Here is a 20,477-nt window from a genome sequence, read left to right on the forward strand (position 1 = left end):
GGAAGGGCGGCACGAGCAAATGTCCCGATCAGCCCCGACATTTTCTGGCCATCAGAAACACCGCCAGCACGCAGCTGAGCAAGCCAAGGGAAAATGGCAAACCCTGATGTCCGATCAGTTGCATCGCCAGTCCTGTCGCGGGCGAGCCGCCGATGCCGCCGATGCCCCATACCAAGGCGAAGGCCGCGTTGCCGGCGATCAGGGCCTGGCCGGTGAAACGCTCGCCGAGCTGGATCAGCGACAGGGTGTAGATCCCGAACGAGACCCCGCCCCAGACGAAAAGCAGCGGCCAGATAAGCCACGTGGTGAAGACCGACGGCAGCAGCAGGCAGCCGGCCAGGCAAGCCAGGATGCAGAATAACATGGTCCGCGTCGAGCCGAACCGTTCGGCCACGCGCCCGAGCAAAATCTGCAGCACGGCATTGCCGGCGATGAAGCAGGTGATGAGCGACGCGATGCGTCCCTCGGCGCTGCCGAATGCGGAGCCATAGACCGCGAACAGTGAAAGCAGGATCTGCTCGAAGGCGGCAGCCGTGAAGACCGCAAACAACAGCAGCGGCGCCAGTGCGAAGAAGCCGCCGACCGATGTTGCCTCGCCTTGGTTAGGCATCTCAGGCAGTCGAGGGGCGACGGCAAGCACGATCAGGCCGCAGAGAACAAAGGCCGTGATGCCGATCATGAAGGGCGGCCAGCCCTCGGTGCCGGCGAGGCCGAGCGATAACGGGCCGATGGCGAAGCCACCCGAAACGATCGATGAATAGAGGCCCATGATCCGGCCCCGGCGCGGCGCCGGCGTGATCGAAATCAGCCAGGTTTCGCTGATCACGTAAAGCGGATTGGCGAAGAAACCGAGCAGGAAGCGCAGCGGCATCCAGGCCCAGATCTCCTGCATCCAGGCAATCGTAATCAGGGTGAGGGCGGCCAGGATCGAACACAGGATCGCCAGCCGCGCCCCGCCCACACACCGCGACAGCGCCGGTATGAAGGGCGCGGATAGGATAAAACCCAACGGCGTCATAGCCGCCGACAGGCCGATCAGGCCCGATGTCGTTCCCTGCCGCTCCAGGATGAAGCTGAGCAGCGGATAGGTCAGCCCCTGTGCCACGGCGAATACCGTGACGGTCGCGATGATGCCCGCCATCGCGGCCCATGGGATCCGATCCGCGCGCGCTGATGTGATGCTTTCGGCAGTCATGCAGATGTCCTCGTCAGACCGTATGGTTTGAGGGGCCGGGGAGCCTCAACGTCAAAGAGGATGAATTCTGCAGGAGGAGGGGAGCGTCGTACTTAAGTTTTCCCAAAAAGTTCTCAAAAACGTCCAAAGGGACTAAACAGGTCAGCATCGCATTTTGCCCCGACCGCGAGCCCTCACCACCGCAATTTCAGCCGGACATCATCAGGACTACAGGAAATGACCGCCTCACTTTCCTTTCTCGACCTTCCCGATCGCCTCGCCGATGGGCGTTTGCCCCGTGTGGTGATCTTCGCAGCCGCTCACGGCAGCACCTATCCTGGCAAGGACAGCAGCGGCTACGCCCTGGCCGCCGATGCCATCCGCGCTGCGAGCCAGGAAGATGCCGGGCTCGTCGAGCACTGGGATTTCGATCTCGGCGGCCCGCTGTTCGGTGGCAGGCCGGTCTCCTGCATCGACGCCGGCTACATCCCAACCACCCTGCATGACAATGCCGGCAACCGAGCCCGGATCGAGGCGAAGACGCGCGATGTCCTGTCAATGCCCACCGCGCCGATCCTGGTCGGCGGCGATTGTTCCGTGACCATTCCCTTCCTCGCCGGCTTTGCGGATCACGGGCCGGTCTGGATCCTGCAGATCGACGCCCATATCGACTGGCGCGACGAGGTGCATGGCGAGCGCCACGGCTATTCGAGCCCGATGCGTCGGGCGAGCGAGATGCCGCATGTCGCCGGCATGGTCCAGGTTGGCCTCCGCAGCGTCGGCAGCGCACGCCTCGCCGACATCGAAGCGGCGCGGGCCTACGGCAGCCGCTTCGTAACCGCCCGAGAGATTCATGCCGAGGGGGCCGAAGCCGCTCTCCGGCATATTCCGCAAGGAGCGCGGGTCGTCGTCACCCTCGACTGCGACAGCCTCGATCCCAGCATCATGCCGGGCGTGGCGGCGCGTACGCCCGGCGGCCTTACCTACACTGAGGTGATCGACCTGATCGCGGGCCTCGGCAGGCGGGCCAGAATCGCAGGATTCGACCTTGTCGAGCTCTATCCTCCTGCCGACATTGACGGCCTGTCGGCCCTGACCGCCGCGCGCCTTCTGGTCAATGCGGTCGGCGCCATCGTCCGGCAAGATTGAAATCCTGCTTCCTCTGGCAGTAAGCAGTGCATGGTGCGGTGCGTTTTCGCTTCTAGGCGACCTTGCCCAAACGAGACTCCGTCCCGGCCAGTAGCCGCCGAATGTTGGTGCGATGGCGGGCAATCACGGTAAATGCCGCCTGCGATCACCAGCAGCCGATAGGGCAGCGGCTGTTCCAAGCCGCAGACGAGAGCGATGGCCGTCAACGCCGCCAGCATCGAACTCAGCGAAACAATCCGGAAGGCCGCCAGTGCAACGCCAAAAACCGCCACAGCGCCCAAACCTACGGGCCATGACATCGCCAGCAACACGCCGAGCCCCGTGGCAACCGACTTGCCTCCGGTAAAGTTGAGCCAGACCGAACGGCCATGCCCTAACAACACGGCAAGTCCCGCCAGGCAAACAGCCCAAGGCTCTAAGCTTTGCGGATCAAGCGCTGTCGGTGGCGTGCCCGATGAGACTGTCGAGAGCCAAGGGTAAAACCAGCGGGCAAAGACGACTGCGCCCACACCTTTCAAGACGTCGACCAGAAGCACCACCAATGCAGGCCATTTGCCGAGCGTGCGCAATACGTTCGTTGCTCCGGTGGATCTGGAGCCATGCTCCCGGATATCGATGCCCCTGAGCAGTTTGCCCGCCAGATAGCCCGAGGGTGTGGAACCGAAGAGATAAGCGATCACCAATCCAACCGCACCCGCTATCCAGAAAACCATGGGAGTCACCTCGACGCTCTATTTTCAGGCAGTCATCATTTGGTCGTCACCGCCATCAGCCGCTGGAACACGCTTTACACTGCTCGCGCCCTCGATGCCACGCGGCCTAAGCGGACGAACAGTTCCATCCAAGCTCTAAAGACTCTAGGATGCGTTTCATGCAGGGATCGCGTTTTGCCTTTGGACCATTCGTGCTTGATCCGGCTGCGGGAACGCTCCTTCGGAACGACGATCCCGTTGCCGTTGGCCACCGCGGGGTAAAGCTGCTTGCGGCACTTGTCGGACGGCCCGGCGAAATCTTGGGGAAGGCCGAGTTGATGGACGCGGCGTGGCCGGGCAGGGCAGTCGAGGAAGGCAACCTCACCGTCCAGATTGCGCAGCTGCGCAAGCTTCTTGGTCCTGCTGCCGATGGTGGTGAATGGATCTCCACGGTGCCGCGCGTGGGCTACCGCTTCACAGGGGCCATCAACCAGCTTGGCGGCGTGAAGCGAAAAGCTTTGCCGCTGCCTGACAAACCATCGATAGCAGTGCTGCCCTTCGTGAATATCAGCAACGATCCCGAGCAGGAATCCTTCGCGGACGGGCTGACCGAAGACCTGATCACCGACCTTTCCAGAATGCCGGGCCTGTTCGTCATCGCCCGCAACTCGGCCTTCGCCTACAAGGGAAAGGCGAGGGACGTAGGCGAGATCGCCGAGGAGCTCGGCGTGCGCTACCTGCTGGAGGGAAGCGCAAGACGTGCAGCGGGACAGGTGCGCATCAACGCTAAGCTGGTCGATGCGGCAAGTGGCGATCATCTATGGGCGGAACGCTTCGATCGCAGCCTCGAAGATATCTTCGCCGTTCAGGACGAGGTCACCCGCAAGATCGTCGAAGCGCTGCTCGGGCGGCTGCGCGCACCGCCATCGCGCAATCGGCCCAAAAATCTCGAGGCTTACGATCTCTGCGTGCGGGCGCGCAGGCTGATGGATGATACGCCGCAGGCGGCGCGGGAAGCGCATCTGATGCTGACGCGCGCGATTTCCCTCGATCCCGACTATGCCGAGGCCTATCGCTGGCTTGCCATGAACCACTGGATGGGAGAGGTTCATTCCGGCGGACCAACGCAGCCCACCCGTAGCCTTGCTTTGGAGCTGGCGCGCAAAGCCGTCGCGATCGATCCCAATGATGCCGGCTGCCACTGGATCCTGGCCTACCTACTTGCCTATGAGCGCAGCTTTGCCGAGGCGGATGCGGAATTCGCCAAGGCGATCGAACTCGACCCGAACGAGGCCGACACCTTTGCGGCACTATCCGACATTGCGGTGCTGGCCGGGCGGGTCGGGGAGGGCCTCGAGCATATCGCCAAGGCCTTCCGGCTGAACCCGTTTCCGGCAAGCTGGTACTATCTAACGCTCGGCCAGGCGCAATACGCCGCCGGCCAATACGAAGCCGCCGTCGAGACGCTGCGCAGGGACGAGACCTATCGGACAAGCTCACGCCGTTTCCTGGCGGCAAGTCTTGCCCAACTTGGCCGGCTCGACGAGGCTCGCGCCGAGGCCGAGCTGTTCCTCGTCGCCAACCCGCATTTTTCAACCCGCCACTGGGCGGAGACCGAGCCATTCCGCGACGCTCGGGCGCTTGAGCATTTCGTCGACGGCTACCGCAAGGCGGGACTTCCGGAGTGATGCCGGCGCGCCTCGAAGACGGCTCGATGTTAGACGGCGCCGGGCCGCGCGGTTGATTGCCTCGCGAAAGACATAAAATCCTCTTCGGCGGTGGGCAGTTTTCCGTTTGGGGTCAGGTCGTCGACAGCCTTGGGAAGATCGCGCTTCAGTCGCCCAAGAATCTCTTGATGAGAAAGGCCGGTATTGGCAGCGATCTCGTTGAGAACGTCCGGACCCAGTGCTTCCGCGAGCTGGCCGTCATCGATGTCGGCATTCGGACCGGGCTGCACCCACGACTCCACCTTGTCACCGTGACCATTCTGCTGAAATGTCTTCAGCAGATCGCCGAGACCTCCGCTGACGATACCGCCGGATGTCAGCCCGCCGAGAAGGCCGCCGAGACCACCCGAGCCGCCCAGTCCGCCAAGAAGGCCCCCAAGCCCACCGGGCTGCTGGTTTCCTGCGCCCGCCTGCTGAGGGTTCTGGATGCCCCGTAGGAGCTCCCCGATCTTGTCTCTGTTTTGGTAGCCGGCAACGGCAAGGACGGCGAGAAGCGCCTTCAATTGACCGCTCATCATGATGAATCCTCCTATGGTGCTCCTGCAGCGCGGGGCGCTGCATGGACGCAATGTCCAACGTGCTCAAAGGTTCCGCGCCGGTTTGGAAACAGGGCCCCGCCGTCCGCATTCATTCGCGGCCTCGAAGGCGCTGCCGTCCGCCTCATTGCTCACGCAGCGGTCAGATTTCCGGGCAGCCTCGCCTGTTTGCAAAGGTCATTCGTTCCGGTCCACGGCGCGTCATCCCTTGGACAACGATGCTGCGGGGAGACATGCGGACGATCTGCGCCCTGCGAAGTCCTTCGCTGCGTGCGATGTCGAGAGCGTCGTCCGGATCGCAGCCCCGTGGTCCGCGCCGGTCATATCGGTCATATCGATCAGGGTCGCGATCACGGTCGTAAACGCCGACGCCACCGGGGCCGACACGCAACTCCAATTCTTGCGCTGCCGCGATCGTCGGCGAGATCGTCAACCCGGTTAAGGCCGCCGAGCCGATGAGTATGAACTGAAGAGATTTCCGCATGAGTACCTCCCATGGCCATGCCATCGCAATGACAACATCGACATGCGAGTTTTGTTCCTCAAGATAAGAGGAATGGGCGCGGCTGCGCCGCGCCGTACAAGATCATTCGCTTCAAACAGCCATATTCGACGCCGCAGACATCACTTCCCGAGGGGCTGGGCCGCCGAACATATGGCGGCCATCCTCCTCGACTTCGGTGAAACACCAACGCACGACGCCATCCCGATCGAGCAGGAATTCGCCGACAAGTTGGCCATGGCCGGTGGCGATCATCTGCTTGTCATCCTCGGTGAATTCATAGCCGTCCGCCTTGTCGAGGTAGTCCACCGCCGCCATCAGGTCCATGGGCGCTGGAAGCTCGTCCGGCAAATCGATGCGCATCGACGTCACCGCACTCATACTGATTTTGTGCGGCCAGTCATTCTCGGCCTCGGTGAACTGAAGATTCGGCAGGCCGAAGGCTCTGTGCGATACCCGTTCCGGGTCCGAGGCCGCCAGCAGATTGGGAAGCGGATGGTAGCGGAAATAGAGGCGAGCGCGGTCGATCGGCGTGTTGACGACGGTCAGGCTGTCGATGCCTTTCTCCTGTAAGGCATCGGTGAGTTCGGCCATGGCGGCAATCTGCCGGCGACAGAAGGGGCAATGCAGTCCGCGGAACAAGCCGACGAGCACTGGTTTCTGGCCGCGAAAATCGTCGATGGCGACCTTGCCCTGGCGGGTTATTGCATCCAGCACCACGTTCGGCGCACGATCTCCCGGCTGCAATGGTCTTGCGGCGTGGTTCTCCTGCATGTTTCGTTCCTCCTTTTATGTTCTTGAATCGATTACATAATCTATCTCCGGCAGATCACTGCAACGAAGACAAGTCAGTCGAGAAACGGCAGGACGACGAGCGTGCCAGGATCGAGGTTGTGGCGGATGCACACATCCTGTGCCAGCGTGAAATACCGTTCCGCCTCGTCCATGTCGTCATGCTCAAGGCTGAGCGTCGCCAACCCATCATAGCACGGAAAGAGCAGTTGCGGTTCATCAATTTCCTTCGCAACCTCAAGGGCTTCCTCGTAATACTTACGGGCTAGCTTCGGCTTCCCGTGGCATTGATGAATTTGGCCCAGCACGATCAGCGGCACGGAGAGATGGTCGCGCTGATCGAGCGCCCGGTCGATTTCGACGGCTTTTTCCGCAGCCGGTACACCCTCGGCAGCGCAGCGATCGGTGAAGGTGCAGCAGGCAACTGCGAGGTTGGCGAGAAGCCGCGCCTGGAAGCCGAGATCGCCGATACGGGTCGCAAGCTCCAGTCCGCGCCGGCAGATCTTGATGGCGTTGGCCGGATCGACAATCGTGTAGAGAACGCCGAGATTGGAATAGGCGCGACAGGCAGCACTTTGCAGATCGGCCTTTTCGGCGACCGAGAGACTGCGCTCCACTTCCTGCACGGCCTCGCGGCGACGTCCGAGCCGCGCAAAGGCCGCACCCTTGGTGTTCAGCGCCTCCGCCATCGCTCGCGCTGTCTCCCGTCCGGCCTCGGTGGTCCCGTCGATCGGCAGCGTTTGCAGGCATTGCAGTGCCTGCGTCGCCCACTCGGCGGCAGCGGCCTGATCCCCCATGCGGAAGGCCAGATGGCCGCGCTCCTGCAGGACATGTGCACGTTCGACCGGCGCATCGATTGTTGCGATTATCGCTTCGGCTTCGGCCAAATGTGTCTCCGCTTGATCGCGGCGTCCTGCATCGAGATGCAAACGGCCGACCTTGCGCAATATCCGCGCTGCGGCGATAGGGTTGTTGTTGCGGTGGATCGCAAGCGCTCGCTGATAGTGGATCAAGGCAGCGTCGCGCAGGCCGGCGGGACCGCAGAGATCGGCAAGACGCTCCAGCAGCGCGAGTTGCTCTGGTGTTACCTCCGCCTCGTTTGCGAAGGCCGCAAGGGCCTGACGGTAGAGGCGCATCGCATCGTCATTGGCGTAGGTTTTGCGCGCCAGATCGCCCGCCGCCATCAGATAGGTGGCCCCCTTGGCCTTTTCGGTGGTCAGGCTGAAGTGATGGCCGAGCTGCGCCAGATGCTCGGGCCGGTCGGGCGCTGCGCCATATTGACGTTCCAGAACCCGGCCGATCCGTTGATGAAGCTCCATGCGCCGTTGCAGCAGAAGATTATGGTAGATGACATCGTGCATCAGCGTCTGGCTGAAGCGATAGCCCGGCGATTGCCCGGCATCGGGCCCGCGCAATTCCTCGATGATATTGGCATCGCAAAGATGATCCAATGCAGCATCGATGGCGGCCGGGTCTGTGGCGACGGTGCGGAGCAGGGCGGTATCGAACTTCGGGCCGACCACCGCCGCCTCTTGCGCCAGCCGTCTGATCTCCTGTGGCAGACGATCGACGCGGGCAAGCAACAGGGCTTGCAGGTTCACCGGGATATCGACATCAGTGTCTTCCGCTGCGACATGCCAGTGCTGGCCGTCATTGTGCAACGTGCCCATGTCGATCAGCACCCGAAGGATTTCTTCGATGAAAAGCGGATTGCCGCCGGCGCGGTCGAGGATGCGCTTGCGCATCGTGACCGGCAACTTGCCATGATCCACGCCAAAGAACGCAGCAAGCAGCTTCTGTCCGTCGGCCGCAAAGAGTGGGGCAAGACGCTGCACGGTGACGCTGACACGATTGGAGTCCAGTGGGTCGGTCTGCGATGTCGGCCGGTAGATCGCAAGCAGCATCAACCGGCTGCGCTCCAGCCGGTCCATCATGAAGCGAAGCACTTCCAGCGAGGCGGCGTCCGCCCAGTGCAGATCCTCGATGACAAGCAGCAAGGGACCTTGCGCCAGCCGCCGCTCGAAGACGGTGCGGACGGCATAGAAGATCTGCCGCCGCAGCTGCTCCGGCTCGATGTACCGCAAAGCGCCATCGGGATCGCCGAGGCCGAGGACATGCAGAAAGAGCGGCAAAAGTCCCTCGACCTCCTCCTGCGTCAGATCGAGCGCCCGGAACCCCGTTGCCAGCAATTGCCGAGCCCTGTCGAGATCGTCTCGCTCGCCGATGCCATAGGCGCTGCGCACGACCGCGCCGAGCGTGCCATAGGATTGTTCGCCGAGCGGAGAGCAGGTCGCTTTGCGGATGGCGAGGCCCTGGAAACGGGCAGCACTGCCGGCGATTGCGACGAATTCGTTGACCAGCCGCGACTTGCCGATGCCCGCTTCGCCGATCAGCCGGACAAGTTGCGCCGCACCACCGCAGGCAAGGTCGAGGCATGTCAGCAACCGCGACATTTCCGTATCCCGTCCGATCATCGGGGCCTGAAGGCCGAGACTTTCGAGCCCGCGCGCCGTATGCGGCGCTTCCGACAGCCCTGTCAGCCGATGGACAAGGACGTTTCCGCTTTTGCCTCGCAACGCCTGCGCGCCGAGACTCTCGAAGGCAAAGGCGTGGCGGGTGAGGCGATAGGTCAGCGGCCCGACGAGGATATCGTTTTCGCCGGCCATGGATTGCAGGCGTTGGGCGGTGTTCACCGTGTCGCCGGTCACGGAATAGGATTTTGTACTGACCGCACCGAAGCCACCGGTGACGACAGGGCCGCTATTGATGCCGATATGCAGACGCAGCGGCACGCCGGCGCGTGCGTGCCAGCGCTCGCCGACCTGCGTGGCCCGACCAATCATATCGAGTGCGGCACCAAGCGCCCGGACCGGATCGTCTTCATGAGCGACCGGCGCGCCGAACAGCGCCAGCAGCGCATCGCCGACGAACTTGTCGACGAAGCCGCCATAGGCTTCGACCGCCTGGGTCATCTCTTCGAACAATTCGTTCTGCAGCACCCGCATGACTTCGGGGTCGATCTGCTCGCTCAATGTCGTGAACCCGCAGAGATCGGCAAACAGCACGGTCACGGGCCGCCGGTCGGCATCGCTGTCTGATTTGTAGGATATCGCCTCGATCTTCGGCTTCGATGCGGGTTGGACTTTGCCTGATATCGACGCGCCACATCCGGGGCAAAAGGCAAAATCGGGCTGACAAGCATAGCCGCAGGCGGCGCAGGTAATAGGCTGCCTTGCGCCGCATTGCGGACAGAAAGCAAAACCGCTCTGAATATCGAACCCGCAGCCGCTGCACTCCATCGGACGCATCTCACGAAACCCCGATGTACGGCTATTTCAGCCGCAACCAGCAGGCCTCAGAATAGGAAACAAGCATGAACCTGCTGCCCCAGGCCCGCAAGCACTAAACAAGTGGCGGAACGACTGTGATGATCCCGGTCAGAAGATCGTTGAGACAGCCAGGTTGCCGAGTGAGGTTCGAGAGACCATATCACGATCAAATTCTTGGTGATGAATATTGACAATATATGCTACGCTATCCCACGATAGAAGAAGAATGAAAGGGTAGGCCGATGGCATCGGGCAGCATTCATGTGAAGGTCAGCGGCGTGCTGCAAGACCACATTCAGCAGCAGATCGGTGACGACGGCCTCTATGAGAATGCGAGCGAGTACATTCGCGCCCTAATCCGACGCGATTTGCAAACGCGCGACGAGGCATGGGATGGCCTGCAAAAGGAACTTGCACCCGCGATGCGTGCCGACGACAGCGAGTTTGTCGCGGTTTCCGCTGAAGACGTTATCCGCCGCAACAAGCGCCGCTGAGCATGGCAGCTTATCGGTTTTATCCACGCGCTGACGCCGCGCAGGACAAGATTTGGCGCGACACTTTCGAGGCGTGGGGAGAAAAACAGGCAGATGCGTACATTCTCGGGCTGCATGTTTATTTGCAGCGTTTATGCGAGGAGCGCCTGATCTGGCGACAGCTTCCGCAACGTCTGGCGGTTCCCGCAGACATCAGGCGTCGGGCCTATTTCAGCCGCTATGAGCATCACTACCTATTCTTTCGTGAGCTTGAGAACGGTGATCTTGGCGTCATGAGCATTCTTCACGAACGGATGGATTTACCGGTGCGGCTTAAAGAGGACTTGGCCGCTCTTTCAAACAAAGAATTGTGACACAGTATCTTTAATCGGAAGGGCGGGTACCTCGTATTCCTCGGCCAGCAATTCGGCTTGTCTGCGGGCTAGAGAAAATCGGTCCCGTAGAACAGCATAAATACATGATCGAGACACCAGTCTCGATCATGAGGTACTCGGCTAGAGTAGACGGGAAGTGCGGTTCGCGGGACCGCACGGCTTGCTTTTGGCGTGTTCGATCAACAGCCGTCACTGCCGAAGGGTGTCGGCGAGCCTCGCAACCCGACAATGAAAGAGCACCGGCCGGTCCGCGTCGATCATCTCCTCGATCCTGGCGTCGAGTTCGCTCGGGCTCTCGCAGTGAAGGCCGACGGCGCCATAGGCTTCGGCAAGCTTGGTGAAATCGGGCAGCGAAGCCGAATAAGAGCGTGATCGACCACTGCCATCCGGCACTTGACCCCATTCTCGCGTCATGCCCGGATGCTCATCGCTCAGGATGAAGATCTTGATCGGCGCTTGATGCTGTATCGCCGTCGACAGCTCTTTCATCGTCGTTTGCACCGACGCGTCGCCGGCAATGTCGATGACAAGGCGTCCGGGATGTGCGAGCTGCGCCCCCAGCGCGGCAGGAAGACCGAAACCCATGGTCCCCAATCCCCCTGAGGTAATCCAGCGATTGGGTTTGTCGAAACCGAAGAACCGCGCCACCCACATCTGCTGACCGATCTCCGTGGCGATGATGGGGTCGTACGGCTTTGTCAGCGCATGCAGGCGCTCCAGGGCATGTTGCGGCATGATTGCATGGTCCAGCCGCTGGTAGGAAAACGAATGGTGGGTTCGCGAGTGATCGATCTGTGTCCACCACGCCCGCAATCGCTTCTGGTCGGGGACGGTGGAAAGTGACCGCCAAGCATGGATCATATACGCCAGCACATGCGCGGCGTCGCCTTGAATGCCGATATCGACGGGAACGCGTTTGTTGATCGACGAGGCATCGATATCGATCTGGATTTTCTTCGAGTTAGGCGAAAACTCATGGACGCGCGAGATCGCAAGATCGTCAAATCGCGCGCCGATGGCGATCATCAGATCGCACTCGCCAATTGCCATATTGGCTTCATGCGATCCGTTCTGTCCGGCGACTCGCAGCCAGTTCGGCCCGGTGGCGGGGTAGGCTCCAAGTCCCATGACGGTGGAGGTGACGGGAAAGCCAGTGAGGTCGGCGAGTTCGCGCAGCAATCGCGACGCCTCCGGTCCCGAATTGATGACGCCGCCGCCGGTATAGATGATGGGGCGCCGGGCTTCGGCCATCAATGCGACAGCTGCCCGGATCGCGTTCTGATCGCCTTGCATTGCGGGCTGGTAGCTGGGCAGCAGAGCTACCTTGTCAGGTGCGACGTAGGTTCCGCTGGCGAAGAGCACGTCCTTCGGCATGTCGACGAGAACAGGGCCGGGTCGACCGGCCGCCGCAATCCGGAAAGCCAGATGGATCGTTTTGGCCAGATTGTCGATGTGGTTGACCAGGAAATTGTGCTTTGTGCAGGGGCGGGTGATGCCGACCGTATCGCATTCCTGAAAAGCGTCCGTGCCGATCAGATTTGTCGGCACCTGACCGGAGAGGCAGACGATCGGAATGGAGTCCATAAGGGCATCCTGCAGCGCCGTGACCGCATTTGTAACGCCTGGTCCCGATGTCACCAGCATGACCCCAACTCGTCCCGTCGAGCGGGCATAGCCTTCGGCTGCGTGTCCGGCACCTTGCTCATGGCGCACCAGGAAATGTTTGATGTCCTCCTGTTGGAAGATTTCGTCATAGATCGGCAGCACCGCGGCGCCGGGGTAACCGAAAATGTGTTCGACACCGTTGTCGCGCAGCGCCTGCAGAACGATCTCGCCGCCGTTCAGGAGACGATCAGAAGGGGTATTGGGGGACAAGTTGGCTTTCTCGCCGGTCATATCTGGGTTCCGTCGTGAGTGAGGTGATAGGTGCGACGGGGCATAAAAAAAGGCCCCGTCAGGGACCTGTTTTCGGCGCATGGGTGGCTATTGCCGGACGATCAGACCGTCCTGCCCATGCGCGATATCACCACTACGAGAACCATTGCGATTTTCATGGGCGATAGAGCTAGCTCCAAATCTACACGCCGTCAACGTCGACTCTGCGCAGATTGTATCTGCGGTTGAGAATATTTGAGATCAGTGGTTCGGTCAGCGACGAGGCAAGGGCAGGGGGGAACCGTTCGCAAACTATCGCCCAAGGACAAACTCTGCCCGTTCTATCGCCCGCGAAGCGATTTCGACCACTTCCTCCAATGTGCGCCGTCAGGGTTCCGAGCGAGGTGCCACTCAGCGGATGAGTGGCCCGGCGCAACCCAAGTTTTATGGCGAGGTATGTGCGCCATCGAGGATCTGCCGCGCCTCGGCCCGCGGCGCGGCGACGGAATGACGCTTAACGAGCGAGCATTCGAGCTTCGCAATTGGATAGCGCTTGCCGGGCACACTTTCCGGGTTGAGATGTTCGATCGCCCATTGCCCCATGGCAAGATGCGGAAGGACCGAAGTCGTCAACGGGGGTACGAGATGTCGTGAAATTTCTTCATCGTCATAACCCACCACCGACATGTCCTGGGGAATGCGAAGCCCTGCATCCTTGAGCGCTTCGTAGCACCCGATGGCAGTGCGGTCGTTCTGGCAGAAGATCGCGGTGGGCGGCTCTTTCAGAGCAAGCAGTTTCATCGTGGAGGCATAGCCGGCACTGGCCGACCAGTCGCCTTCAATGACCAATTCCGGATCGAAAGGTATATCGGCGGTCGCCAGCGCGCGGCGATATCCCGTCAGCCGGTCCTGTGCCGCCTGCATCCAGATTTCGCCCGTGATCGTCGCGATACGATGGTGTCCGTGCATGATCAGATGTCGCGTGGAGCTCTGCCCTCCGGCGATCTCGCTCGGCACCACGGCGGGAAAGGCATGGTCCGCCGTATAACAGTTCAGCAGGACCGTCGGGATGTTCAGCTTGCAGATATAAGAAGGAATCTCCACCTGGCGGGTGTAGATTGTCATATATATGAGCGCCGATATGCCTCCGCTCGTCAACGCCTCGATTGCTTTCGGCTCCATGACGGGATCACTGAGCGTCTGGGTTACCAAAAGGACATTGCCGGCGTTCCAGGAGGCTTGCCGCGCGCCTTCGATCGCAACGATCGCTTCCGGGCTGGTTGCGAGCTGATCCACGGCGAAACCGATGACGTTGTCCAGTCCCGAATAGGAGGCCTTCGTCGTATAAGTCTTCTCCATGTAGCCGAGCGCGCGCGCCGCCTCCCATACGCGATCGCGCGTCTGCTGTGAGATACGGGTGCCGGGCGTGTCGTTGAGGACGAAGGAGACGGCCGCCTGCGAGCAGCCAGCCGCCGCGGCGATGTCCATCATCGTCACGCGCGCAGGCTTATTTTGGGTCTTGGGTTTTCGCATTCGTGGAAACTGTCTCGCTCGGGATAATAGGGTAGGGTGGATTGATCGTCGTTTCGGCTAATTAATATTAGCATCTATCTGAAAGCGCTGGCAATTGCAGGAATTGCTGCAACACTATCAGTTATTGGCCGTTACCAGTACAAAATTGCCATCCTAGCCACTGCCGATGAAATGTTTTGATCTGCATTGATAATACTATTTACTAATTAAATTTCTTGTATACCGTCAGGGAGCGATCGGAACCTTTGCCACTCGTCGCTTTGCGACGGCCCTAGGAGGGGGCGCGCATCCGGCCGGCCGTAAATCGGAAACGGGCCCGTGCAACTGCGGCCCCTCGGGAGGTGTATTATGAAACAGCTGAAACGCAACGCAGCCTTGTTCTTCGCCGGGTTGATGCTGAGCGCGGCGCCGATTGCCGTATCGCATGCGGCCGACAAACCGACACTTGCATTTGTCGTCAACGGCGCATCCGACTTCTGGAAAGCCGCAGAAGCGGGCGTGAAGAAGGCGCAGGGCGAGATGCCAGACTACCAGATGGAGCTGAAGTACCCTGAGCAGGCATCTGTCGCCGTTCAGCAACGGCTTATGGAAGACTTGGTCAGTGCCGGCGTCAAGGGGGTCATGGTCTCCGCGGTCGATCCCAAGACCCAGACGGACGGCTTGAACAAGATCGGCTCGCAGACTGCTCTCTTCACGACCGATAGTGACGCGCCGCAGACCAACCGCGTCGCCTATATCGGCTCATCGAATATCGACGCCGGCATGCAGGCCGCCGAAATCGCCAAGAAGGCGATGCCGGACGGCGGCAAATGCATCGGCTTCGTCGGCCTGCTCGGCGCCGACAATGCCAAAGAACGCATCCAGGGCATGAAGGACGGCCTGAAGGGCACGAAGATCGAGCTGACAGATGTGCGCGGCGACGATATCGACCAGACGCGCGCAAAGAAGAACGTCGAGGACGCGCTGGTGGCCAGCCCCGACGTCACCTGTATGGTCGGCTTCTACTCCTACAATACGCCGCGCATTTATGAGGCGCTGCGCGACGCTGGCAAACTCGGCCAGATCACCGTTGTCGGCTTTGATGACGATCCGATCACGCTCGGCGGCGTCAAGGAAGGCACGATCGCAGCGACAGTCGTGCAGCAGCCGTTCGAATGGGCCTATCAGGGCATGAAGCTGATGGCGGCCTACCTCAAGGGCGACAAATCAGGCGTTCCCAGCAACGGCTTGATCATCATCCCGACGGTAATCATCGGCAAGGATGACGTTGACAAATATGCCGCCAGCCTGAAGGCCATGTCTGGAAAATAGCCCTCCTTCGCGGCGGCGGCACTTGCCGCCGCCGCGAAAGACGTCTCATGCCGACAGCATCAGCAGCCATGGACAGGCGATGAACCACAGCTCCGACATCCCGTCACCGGACGCGCTTGCAACGCCGTTTCTTTCGCTTTCCGGCGTTGGCAAGACCTATCCGGGCGTCGTTGCGCTTGAGGGCCTGTCGATCGACATCATGCCAGGAGAGGTCATCGGCCTCGTCGGCGAGAACGGGGCTGGAAAATCGACGCTGATGAAGATTCTTGGCGGCGTGATCGCCCCCGACCGGGGCACGATCCTGCTCGACGGCACGGAGCTTCGTTTCCTCACTGTCGAATCGAGCATCGCATCCGGCATCGCCTTCGTGCACCAAGAACTCAATCTCTTTGAGAATCTCGACGTTGCCGCCAATATCTTCCTGGGCCGCGAACCGCTGAAGGCGGGACCTTTCAAGCTCGTCGATCGCGATCGGCTGCGAGACATGGTGAAGCCGCTTTTGAAGCGGGTAGGGGCTCATTTTTCCGCCGACACACCCGTGGCATCGCTTTCCCTTGCCGAGCAGCAGATGGTGGAAATCGCCAAGGCGCTGTCCATCAACGCTAGGCTCGTCATCTTCGACGAACCCACGTCCAGCCTGCCGCTGGCCGAAACCGAGCGGCTCCTGAGCATTATCAAATCGCTGAAAGCGGATGGCATCAGCGTAATTTTCATCTCGCATCGCCTTCACGAGGTCGAGCGCGTCGCGGACCGCGTCATAGTCCTGCGCGATGGCACGCTTGTCGGCACGCTCGCCAAGAAAGACATCGGCCACGACCAGATGGTCAAGCTGATGATCGGACGGGTGCTTGCGGCCCGGACCGCAAAACCGCAGCGCTCGCCCGGCTCGGTTGCGCTGAAGGCAAGCGGCGTGCGCACCGAGGCCTATCCCGGCCGTCCCGTTGATCTGGAAATCCGGTATGGAGAAATCATGGGGCTTGCAGGGCTCGTGGGGTCGGGCCGCACAGAGCTTGCAAAAGTACTCTTCGGCATCGACCGAAGCTATGGCGGAGCCATTCTGCGGGATGGGCGGCAAATTACGTTCAGGTCTGCCCGGGACGCCGTCGCTCGGGGCATTTTCCTGGTACCGGAGGATCGCAAGCGCAACGGCATTCTTCTTGATTTCCCGATTGCCCAGAACATAACCCTTGCCGATCTCCCCAAGCTCTCCAGCCGCTTCATGCTCTCCGCTGAGCGGGAGAGGGCGGCGGCCGAAAAGCAGCGCATTCGCCTTGGTATCAAGGCGCCCTCTGTTTCGACGCGAACCGGCACTCTGTCCGGCGGCAACCAGCAAAAGGTGGTGCTTGCCAAATGGTTGTCGATGAGCCCGAGGGTGATGATCTTCGACGAGCCGACGCGCGGCATCGATATCGGCGCGAAGAACGAGATCTACGGCCTGATGCGAGCGCTTGCCGATGCCGGAGTGGCGATCCTGATGATCTCCAGCGACATGGAAGAGGTGATCGGCGTTTCTGACCGCATCGCCGTCATGCACGAGGGCCAGATCGCCGGCATATTGGAAGAGGACGAAATCAGCCAGGAAAGCGTCCTTTTGCTTGCTGTCGGCAAACGGGTAAAATAGCGGCTGCGGCCAATAGAAATAAGTATCGGGGATGGATCTCGAATGATCAAGAAAGATCTCGGACTGCTGCTTTTGATCGTCGTCGTCGGCATCGTCGTCGCCATCATCAATCCGCGGTTCCTGCTGCCGATCAACCTGGCCAACACCGCCAACCTGATCGGCCTGTTCGGCATCCTGTCGATCGGCCAAGCCTTTGTCATCATTACCGGCGGTATCGAGCTTTCCGTCGGTTCGCTCGTAGCGCTTCTCGGCGTGCTGTTCGTCGATTTCATCGCGGTCCAGGATATGTCCTGGATGCTGGCGCTGCCGTTCATTCTCGCGCTCGGCGCGGTCATAGGTGCCGTCCACGGCTGGCTGATCACCCGGCTCAACCTGCAGCCCTTCGTCGTCACCCTCTGCGGCCTCCTGATTTATCGTGGGGCAGCGCGCTTCTATACGGCCGACGGAACGGCGGGCTTTGCTTTCGGCCAAAATTTCCCCGACCTCGAATTCCTGACCGCTGGACGATTTTACGGCGTTCCCAACACTTTCATCGCACTCGTCATCATTGCCGTGGTCATGTGGATCATGCTGCATCGCTCTGTCTTCGGGCGTTATCTTTACGCGATCGGGAAGAACGAGGAGGCGGCCCGCTATTCCGGTATCCGTACCGGCCGCATGGTCATGTCGGCCTATATCATTTGCGGGCTGCTTACGGCGCTTTCGGCGATTTATTTCGCCATGTACACGCGCTCGATCTCGCCGGCGAGCCATGGGCAGTTCTACGAACTCTACGCGATTGCCGCTGCCGTACTCGGCGGCTTTTCGCTCCGCGGCGGCGAGGGATCGATCGTCGGCGTCGTGCTGGGCACGGTCCTGCTCCAGGAGTTGCAGAATCTCGTGAATCTACTTGGTATCCCTTCGTCGTTGAATTTTGCTGTCATGGGTGGCGTGATCCTCATCGGCGTCCTGATCGACCAGCAATGGCACGCGATCCGCGCAAAGCGCCGCCTCGTCTTTGCCGCCCGGCAGACCGAAACCCGTCTTTCGAACGAAGGCAGTTTGCCAGTGGTTGCCAATCAGGATTAGGTCAGTGGATGGGGCCATGGGTATCGTGACCTTGCCCCGTTGAAATAATCCGTTTCAGGAGGGCAGCATTCAGCCAGCTTTCGCAACTTGGCACGACGCTCACAAGCCATGTCATGGGCCGTCACGCAGTAATAGCCGTTGAGATCCGGTATCAGCTTGTCGACGAACGTGTTGCGCTTGAGCTCACGAAAGATCGTTGAGCGATGCCGCCCGAGTTTCTCGGCGATGATCTCGACGCTGATGCCGGCCGTCCGCCAGCGAGCGATCTTGCGGCGTTCATCCAGGTCGATATGGGAGTAGGTGTGTCTCATTGCGCTTTCCTTGCGAGCGATAACCCATTGGCATCTTTCGCAAGTCGCACTTCATCCTTGAACCCACCCCCTTACAAACATTGTGGCGGGGAAGTTGGAATGTCCGTTTGTGTGCAAAGTAGAAGTGTCACTTTGGGCGCGTCTTCAGCTATTTAGAAATGCGACACTCGGCATGTCCACTTGCGCTTAGGCAAGCCCCCGAGCGGACCGGCTGGACCGGGTTGCAAGGGAAGGGAGGGGGCGGGTGAGATGCTCCCCTTCGGCTTTAGCTTTGACAGTTGGAGCAGCCAGTCATTCCGCCGCATCGAGGCCAGAGAGCGCTTGTCGCCGTCGGGCAATGACGGCGGGATCGTTCATGAAATCCGTCTTCCGACCCGGCTTGCGGCCCCGCGGCGTGTAGCCATTCTTCTCGCTGTTGGTCCTGACCTTGGGCGCCGGCAGTTGCTCCTGACGCTCCTTGATATAGGCCAGGACATCGCCGAGCCGCTTGTTCTCGGTGATCGCCGCATGCGTCACCCGCTGGTCCTTATCGAACGTCTTGTAGGGCAGGGAATGACCTTTCCAGCGCACGTCCAGCCGGCCATCGGCATAGGCATAGGTCTCGACATAGCGGCCAACCAGGCCACGCGTCACCTCGGTCTCTTCCAGCATGATCCGCTGGCGCTCAAACGAAAACGTCAACTGCGACCCGACATAGCGCTGCTCACGCTTGCACAGGATCTCGTGTAGTCGATCCGGCGCCAGATTTATCGGCCGATGCAGGTCTTCCGACCGGGCAGGGGCAATCGCAAAGCGTGCGTTGTAGTCTTCCATGAAGCCGGGCAAAAACGCATTGCCTGCCGCCATGTCGGCTATCCCGGCCAGCCGCAATTCCTTGACCAACCGATCCTGCAGCGTCCGGTTCATCCGTTCGACACGGCCTTTGGCCTGGCTCGAATTTGCGCAAAGAATCTCGATATTTAACTCACACAGTGCACGCCCGAACTGGGTCATGCCCTGGCCACCCTTGGCGTCCTTCTTCGCCACCCGGAATACCGAATGCTTGTCGGAGTAGAAGGCTACAGGCGCGCCGTAATCGCGCAGGTAAAGCGCCAGCGCCTCGAAATAGCTGAAGGCGCTTTCCGAGCGCACGAAGCGCAACTGCATCAGCTTGCCCGTCGCATCGTCGACGAACACCAGCAGCGAGCATGGATCACCGCGGTCCTCGAACCAGCGATGCTCGGACCCGTCGATCTGCACCAGCTCGCCATAGGCTTCACGCCGCAAGCGCGGCTGATGAAACGTCCGCCGCTGCTTGCGCGAGAGCCACAGGCCCGCATCCACCATCCAGCTGCGCAACGTCTCGCGCGACACCCGCAACCCATCGCGCTCGGCAAGCTTCTCGGCCGCCAAGGTTGGTCCGAAGTCTGCATAGCGTTCGCCAACCAGCGTCACGGCGTAATCCCGTACACCGTCGCTGATTCGGTTGTTCGACGGCCGGCCGATCGCCTTGTGCCGGATCGACGCCGCACCACCCGTGTTGATCCGCTCCAGCAGACGACGCACCTGGCGCGTACTCAGATCAAGCAGATGTGCCGCCGACACCATCGTCATCCGGCCGGCGATCACTTTCGATAGAATCTCGATCCGCTGCAAATCACGCTCGCTCATCGCAATCAGTCCCATCCGCAATCTCCCAGGTCACCAAACCCGGGGAGAGTGACATTCCAACTTTGCAGAAACAGGACACTTCAACTTTGCGGCTACATACATGCATCGCATAAGATAGATTATGGAACATAAGGATGCTGTTTGATTACAATGGCATACCTTCGTCATCCATCTCATAGGCCCACTCTTTTAAAATCCGCCCGCTCGAATTTGCGTCTTGACGATCCAGCACATCGACGAGTTCACCGGCGGACGTGCCCTCATAGAACAGCTAATCCCAGCCAACAGACTCGTGTCTCGGACGACGCGCGCTTGACGGCAACGTCCGGGTCAGAGTGT

The 20,477-nt window shown here is 60.7% G+C and carries 15 protein-coding genes and 2 pseudogenes; 7 read left to right on the forward strand and 10 right to left on the reverse strand.

Annotated features, from left to right (window positions below; all coding sequences use genetic code 11):
• Positions 1–28: 28 nt before the first annotated feature.
• Positions 29–1,195: an MFS transporter gene (locus ELH03_RS09685; RefSeq protein ID WP_130766256.1), complete on the reverse strand. Its 1,167-nt coding sequence runs from the start codon at positions 1,193–1,195 to the stop codon at positions 29–31.
• A 216-nt stretch (positions 1,196–1,411) separates the two neighbouring features.
• On the opposite strand from ELH03_RS09685, the gene ELH03_RS09690 reads away from it, so the two are divergent.
• Entirely contained in the window at positions 1,412–2,323 is a 912-nt protein-coding gene (locus ELH03_RS09690) for an agmatinase (protein WP_128405640.1), read from the forward strand.
• A 52-nt stretch (positions 2,324–2,375) separates the two neighbouring features.
• Here ELH03_RS09690 and plsY read toward each other — a convergent pair.
• A pseudogene (plsY, locus tag ELH03_RS09695) lies at positions 2,376–3,036 on the reverse strand (glycerol-3-phosphate 1-O-acyltransferase PlsY).
• A 158-nt stretch (positions 3,037–3,194) separates the two neighbouring features.
• On the opposite strand from plsY, the gene ELH03_RS09700 reads away from it, so the two are divergent.
• Positions 3,195–4,703, forward strand: coding sequence for a winged helix-turn-helix domain-containing tetratricopeptide repeat protein (locus ELH03_RS09700; RefSeq protein ID WP_130766257.1), 1,509 nt, complete (start codon positions 3,195–3,197; stop codon positions 4,701–4,703).
• A 29-nt stretch (positions 4,704–4,732) separates the two neighbouring features.
• Here ELH03_RS09700 and ELH03_RS09705 read toward each other — a convergent pair whose 3' ends face one another.
• From ELH03_RS09705 to ELH03_RS09720, 4 genes are all read right to left on the reverse strand, one after another.
• Positions 4,733–5,260 (reverse strand): YidB family protein, encoded by a 528-nt coding sequence (locus ELH03_RS09705; RefSeq protein WP_130766258.1) that lies wholly within the window; start codon positions 5,258–5,260, stop codon positions 4,733–4,735.
• Positions 5,261–5,420: 160 nt separating this feature from the next.
• A complete protein-coding gene (locus ELH03_RS09710; protein ID WP_128412721.1) occupies positions 5,421–5,762 on the reverse strand; it encodes a hypothetical protein in 342 nt (113 codons plus the stop codon).
• Between the two features lie 111 nt (positions 5,763–5,873).
• Positions 5,874–6,554 (reverse strand): peroxiredoxin-like family protein, encoded by a 681-nt coding sequence (locus ELH03_RS09715; RefSeq protein ID WP_128412722.1) that lies wholly within the window; start codon positions 6,552–6,554, stop codon positions 5,874–5,876.
• Positions 6,555–6,628: 74 nt separating this feature from the next.
• Complete coding sequence (locus tag ELH03_RS09720; RefSeq protein ID WP_128412725.1) at positions 6,629–9,871, reverse strand: adenylate/guanylate cyclase domain-containing protein; 3,243 nt, start codon at positions 9,869–9,871, stop codon at positions 6,629–6,631.
• A gap of 272 nt (positions 9,872–10,143) precedes the next feature.
• Between ELH03_RS09720 and ELH03_RS09725 the strand changes: the two genes are divergently transcribed.
• Both ELH03_RS09725 and ELH03_RS09730 read left to right on the forward strand, forming a co-directional pair.
• Complete coding sequence (locus ELH03_RS09725) at positions 10,144–10,395, forward strand: ribbon-helix-helix domain-containing protein (protein ID WP_003539713.1); 252 nt, start codon at positions 10,144–10,146, stop codon at positions 10,393–10,395.
• A 2-nt stretch (positions 10,396–10,397) separates the two neighbouring features.
• On the forward strand, positions 10,398–10,748 hold the full coding sequence (locus ELH03_RS09730; protein ID WP_128405426.1) for a type II toxin-antitoxin system RelE/ParE family toxin: 351 nt from the start codon (positions 10,398–10,400) through the stop codon (positions 10,746–10,748).
• 210 nt (positions 10,749–10,958) lie between these two features.
• On the opposite strand, the gene ilvB is transcribed toward ELH03_RS09730, so the two are convergent.
• Positions 10,959–12,665: a biosynthetic-type acetolactate synthase large subunit gene (ilvB, locus tag ELH03_RS09735; protein WP_130658889.1), complete on the reverse strand. Its 1,707-nt coding sequence runs from the start codon at positions 12,663–12,665 to the stop codon at positions 10,959–10,961.
• Between the two features lie 423 nt (positions 12,666–13,088).
• On the reverse strand, positions 13,089–14,177 hold the full coding sequence (locus ELH03_RS09740; RefSeq protein ID WP_128405424.1) for a LacI family DNA-binding transcriptional regulator: 1,089 nt from the start codon (positions 14,175–14,177) through the stop codon (positions 13,089–13,091).
• A 348-nt stretch (positions 14,178–14,525) separates the two neighbouring features.
• Here ELH03_RS09740 and ELH03_RS09745 point away from each other — a divergent pair, with 348 nt between their 5' ends.
• From ELH03_RS09745 to ELH03_RS09755, 3 genes are all read left to right on the forward strand, one after another.
• A complete protein-coding gene (locus ELH03_RS09745; protein ID WP_012757474.1) occupies positions 14,526–15,488 on the forward strand; it encodes a sugar-binding protein in 963 nt (320 codons plus the stop codon).
• 79 nt (positions 15,489–15,567) lie between these two features.
• Complete coding sequence (locus tag ELH03_RS09750; protein WP_130766259.1) at positions 15,568–17,109, forward strand: sugar ABC transporter ATP-binding protein; 1,542 nt, start codon at positions 15,568–15,570, stop codon at positions 17,107–17,109.
• A gap of 42 nt (positions 17,110–17,151) precedes the next feature.
• Positions 17,152–18,177, forward strand: coding sequence for an ABC transporter permease (locus tag ELH03_RS09755; RefSeq protein WP_128412724.1), 1,026 nt, complete (start codon positions 17,152–17,154; stop codon positions 18,175–18,177).
• 71 nt (positions 18,178–18,248) lie between these two features.
• Here the strand turns inward: ELH03_RS09755 and ELH03_RS09760 are convergent.
• Together ELH03_RS09760 and ELH03_RS09765 are read right to left on the reverse strand one after the other, a co-directional pair.
• Positions 18,249–18,488: pseudogene (locus ELH03_RS09760) on the reverse strand (helix-turn-helix domain-containing protein); the annotation flags it as partial.
• A 291-nt stretch (positions 18,489–18,779) separates the two neighbouring features.
• The gene (locus ELH03_RS09765) at positions 18,780–20,153 is read right to left on the reverse strand and encodes an ISNCY family transposase (protein ID WP_130766260.1); all 1,374 of its coding nucleotides are present in this window, start codon (positions 20,151–20,153) and stop codon (positions 18,780–18,782) included.
• Positions 20,154–20,477: the final 324 nt, after the last annotated feature.

The organism is Rhizobium beringeri (assembly GCF_004306515.1).
In the GTDB taxonomy this organism is placed as follows: Bacteria; Pseudomonadota; Alphaproteobacteria; order Rhizobiales; family Rhizobiaceae; genus Rhizobium; species Rhizobium beringeri.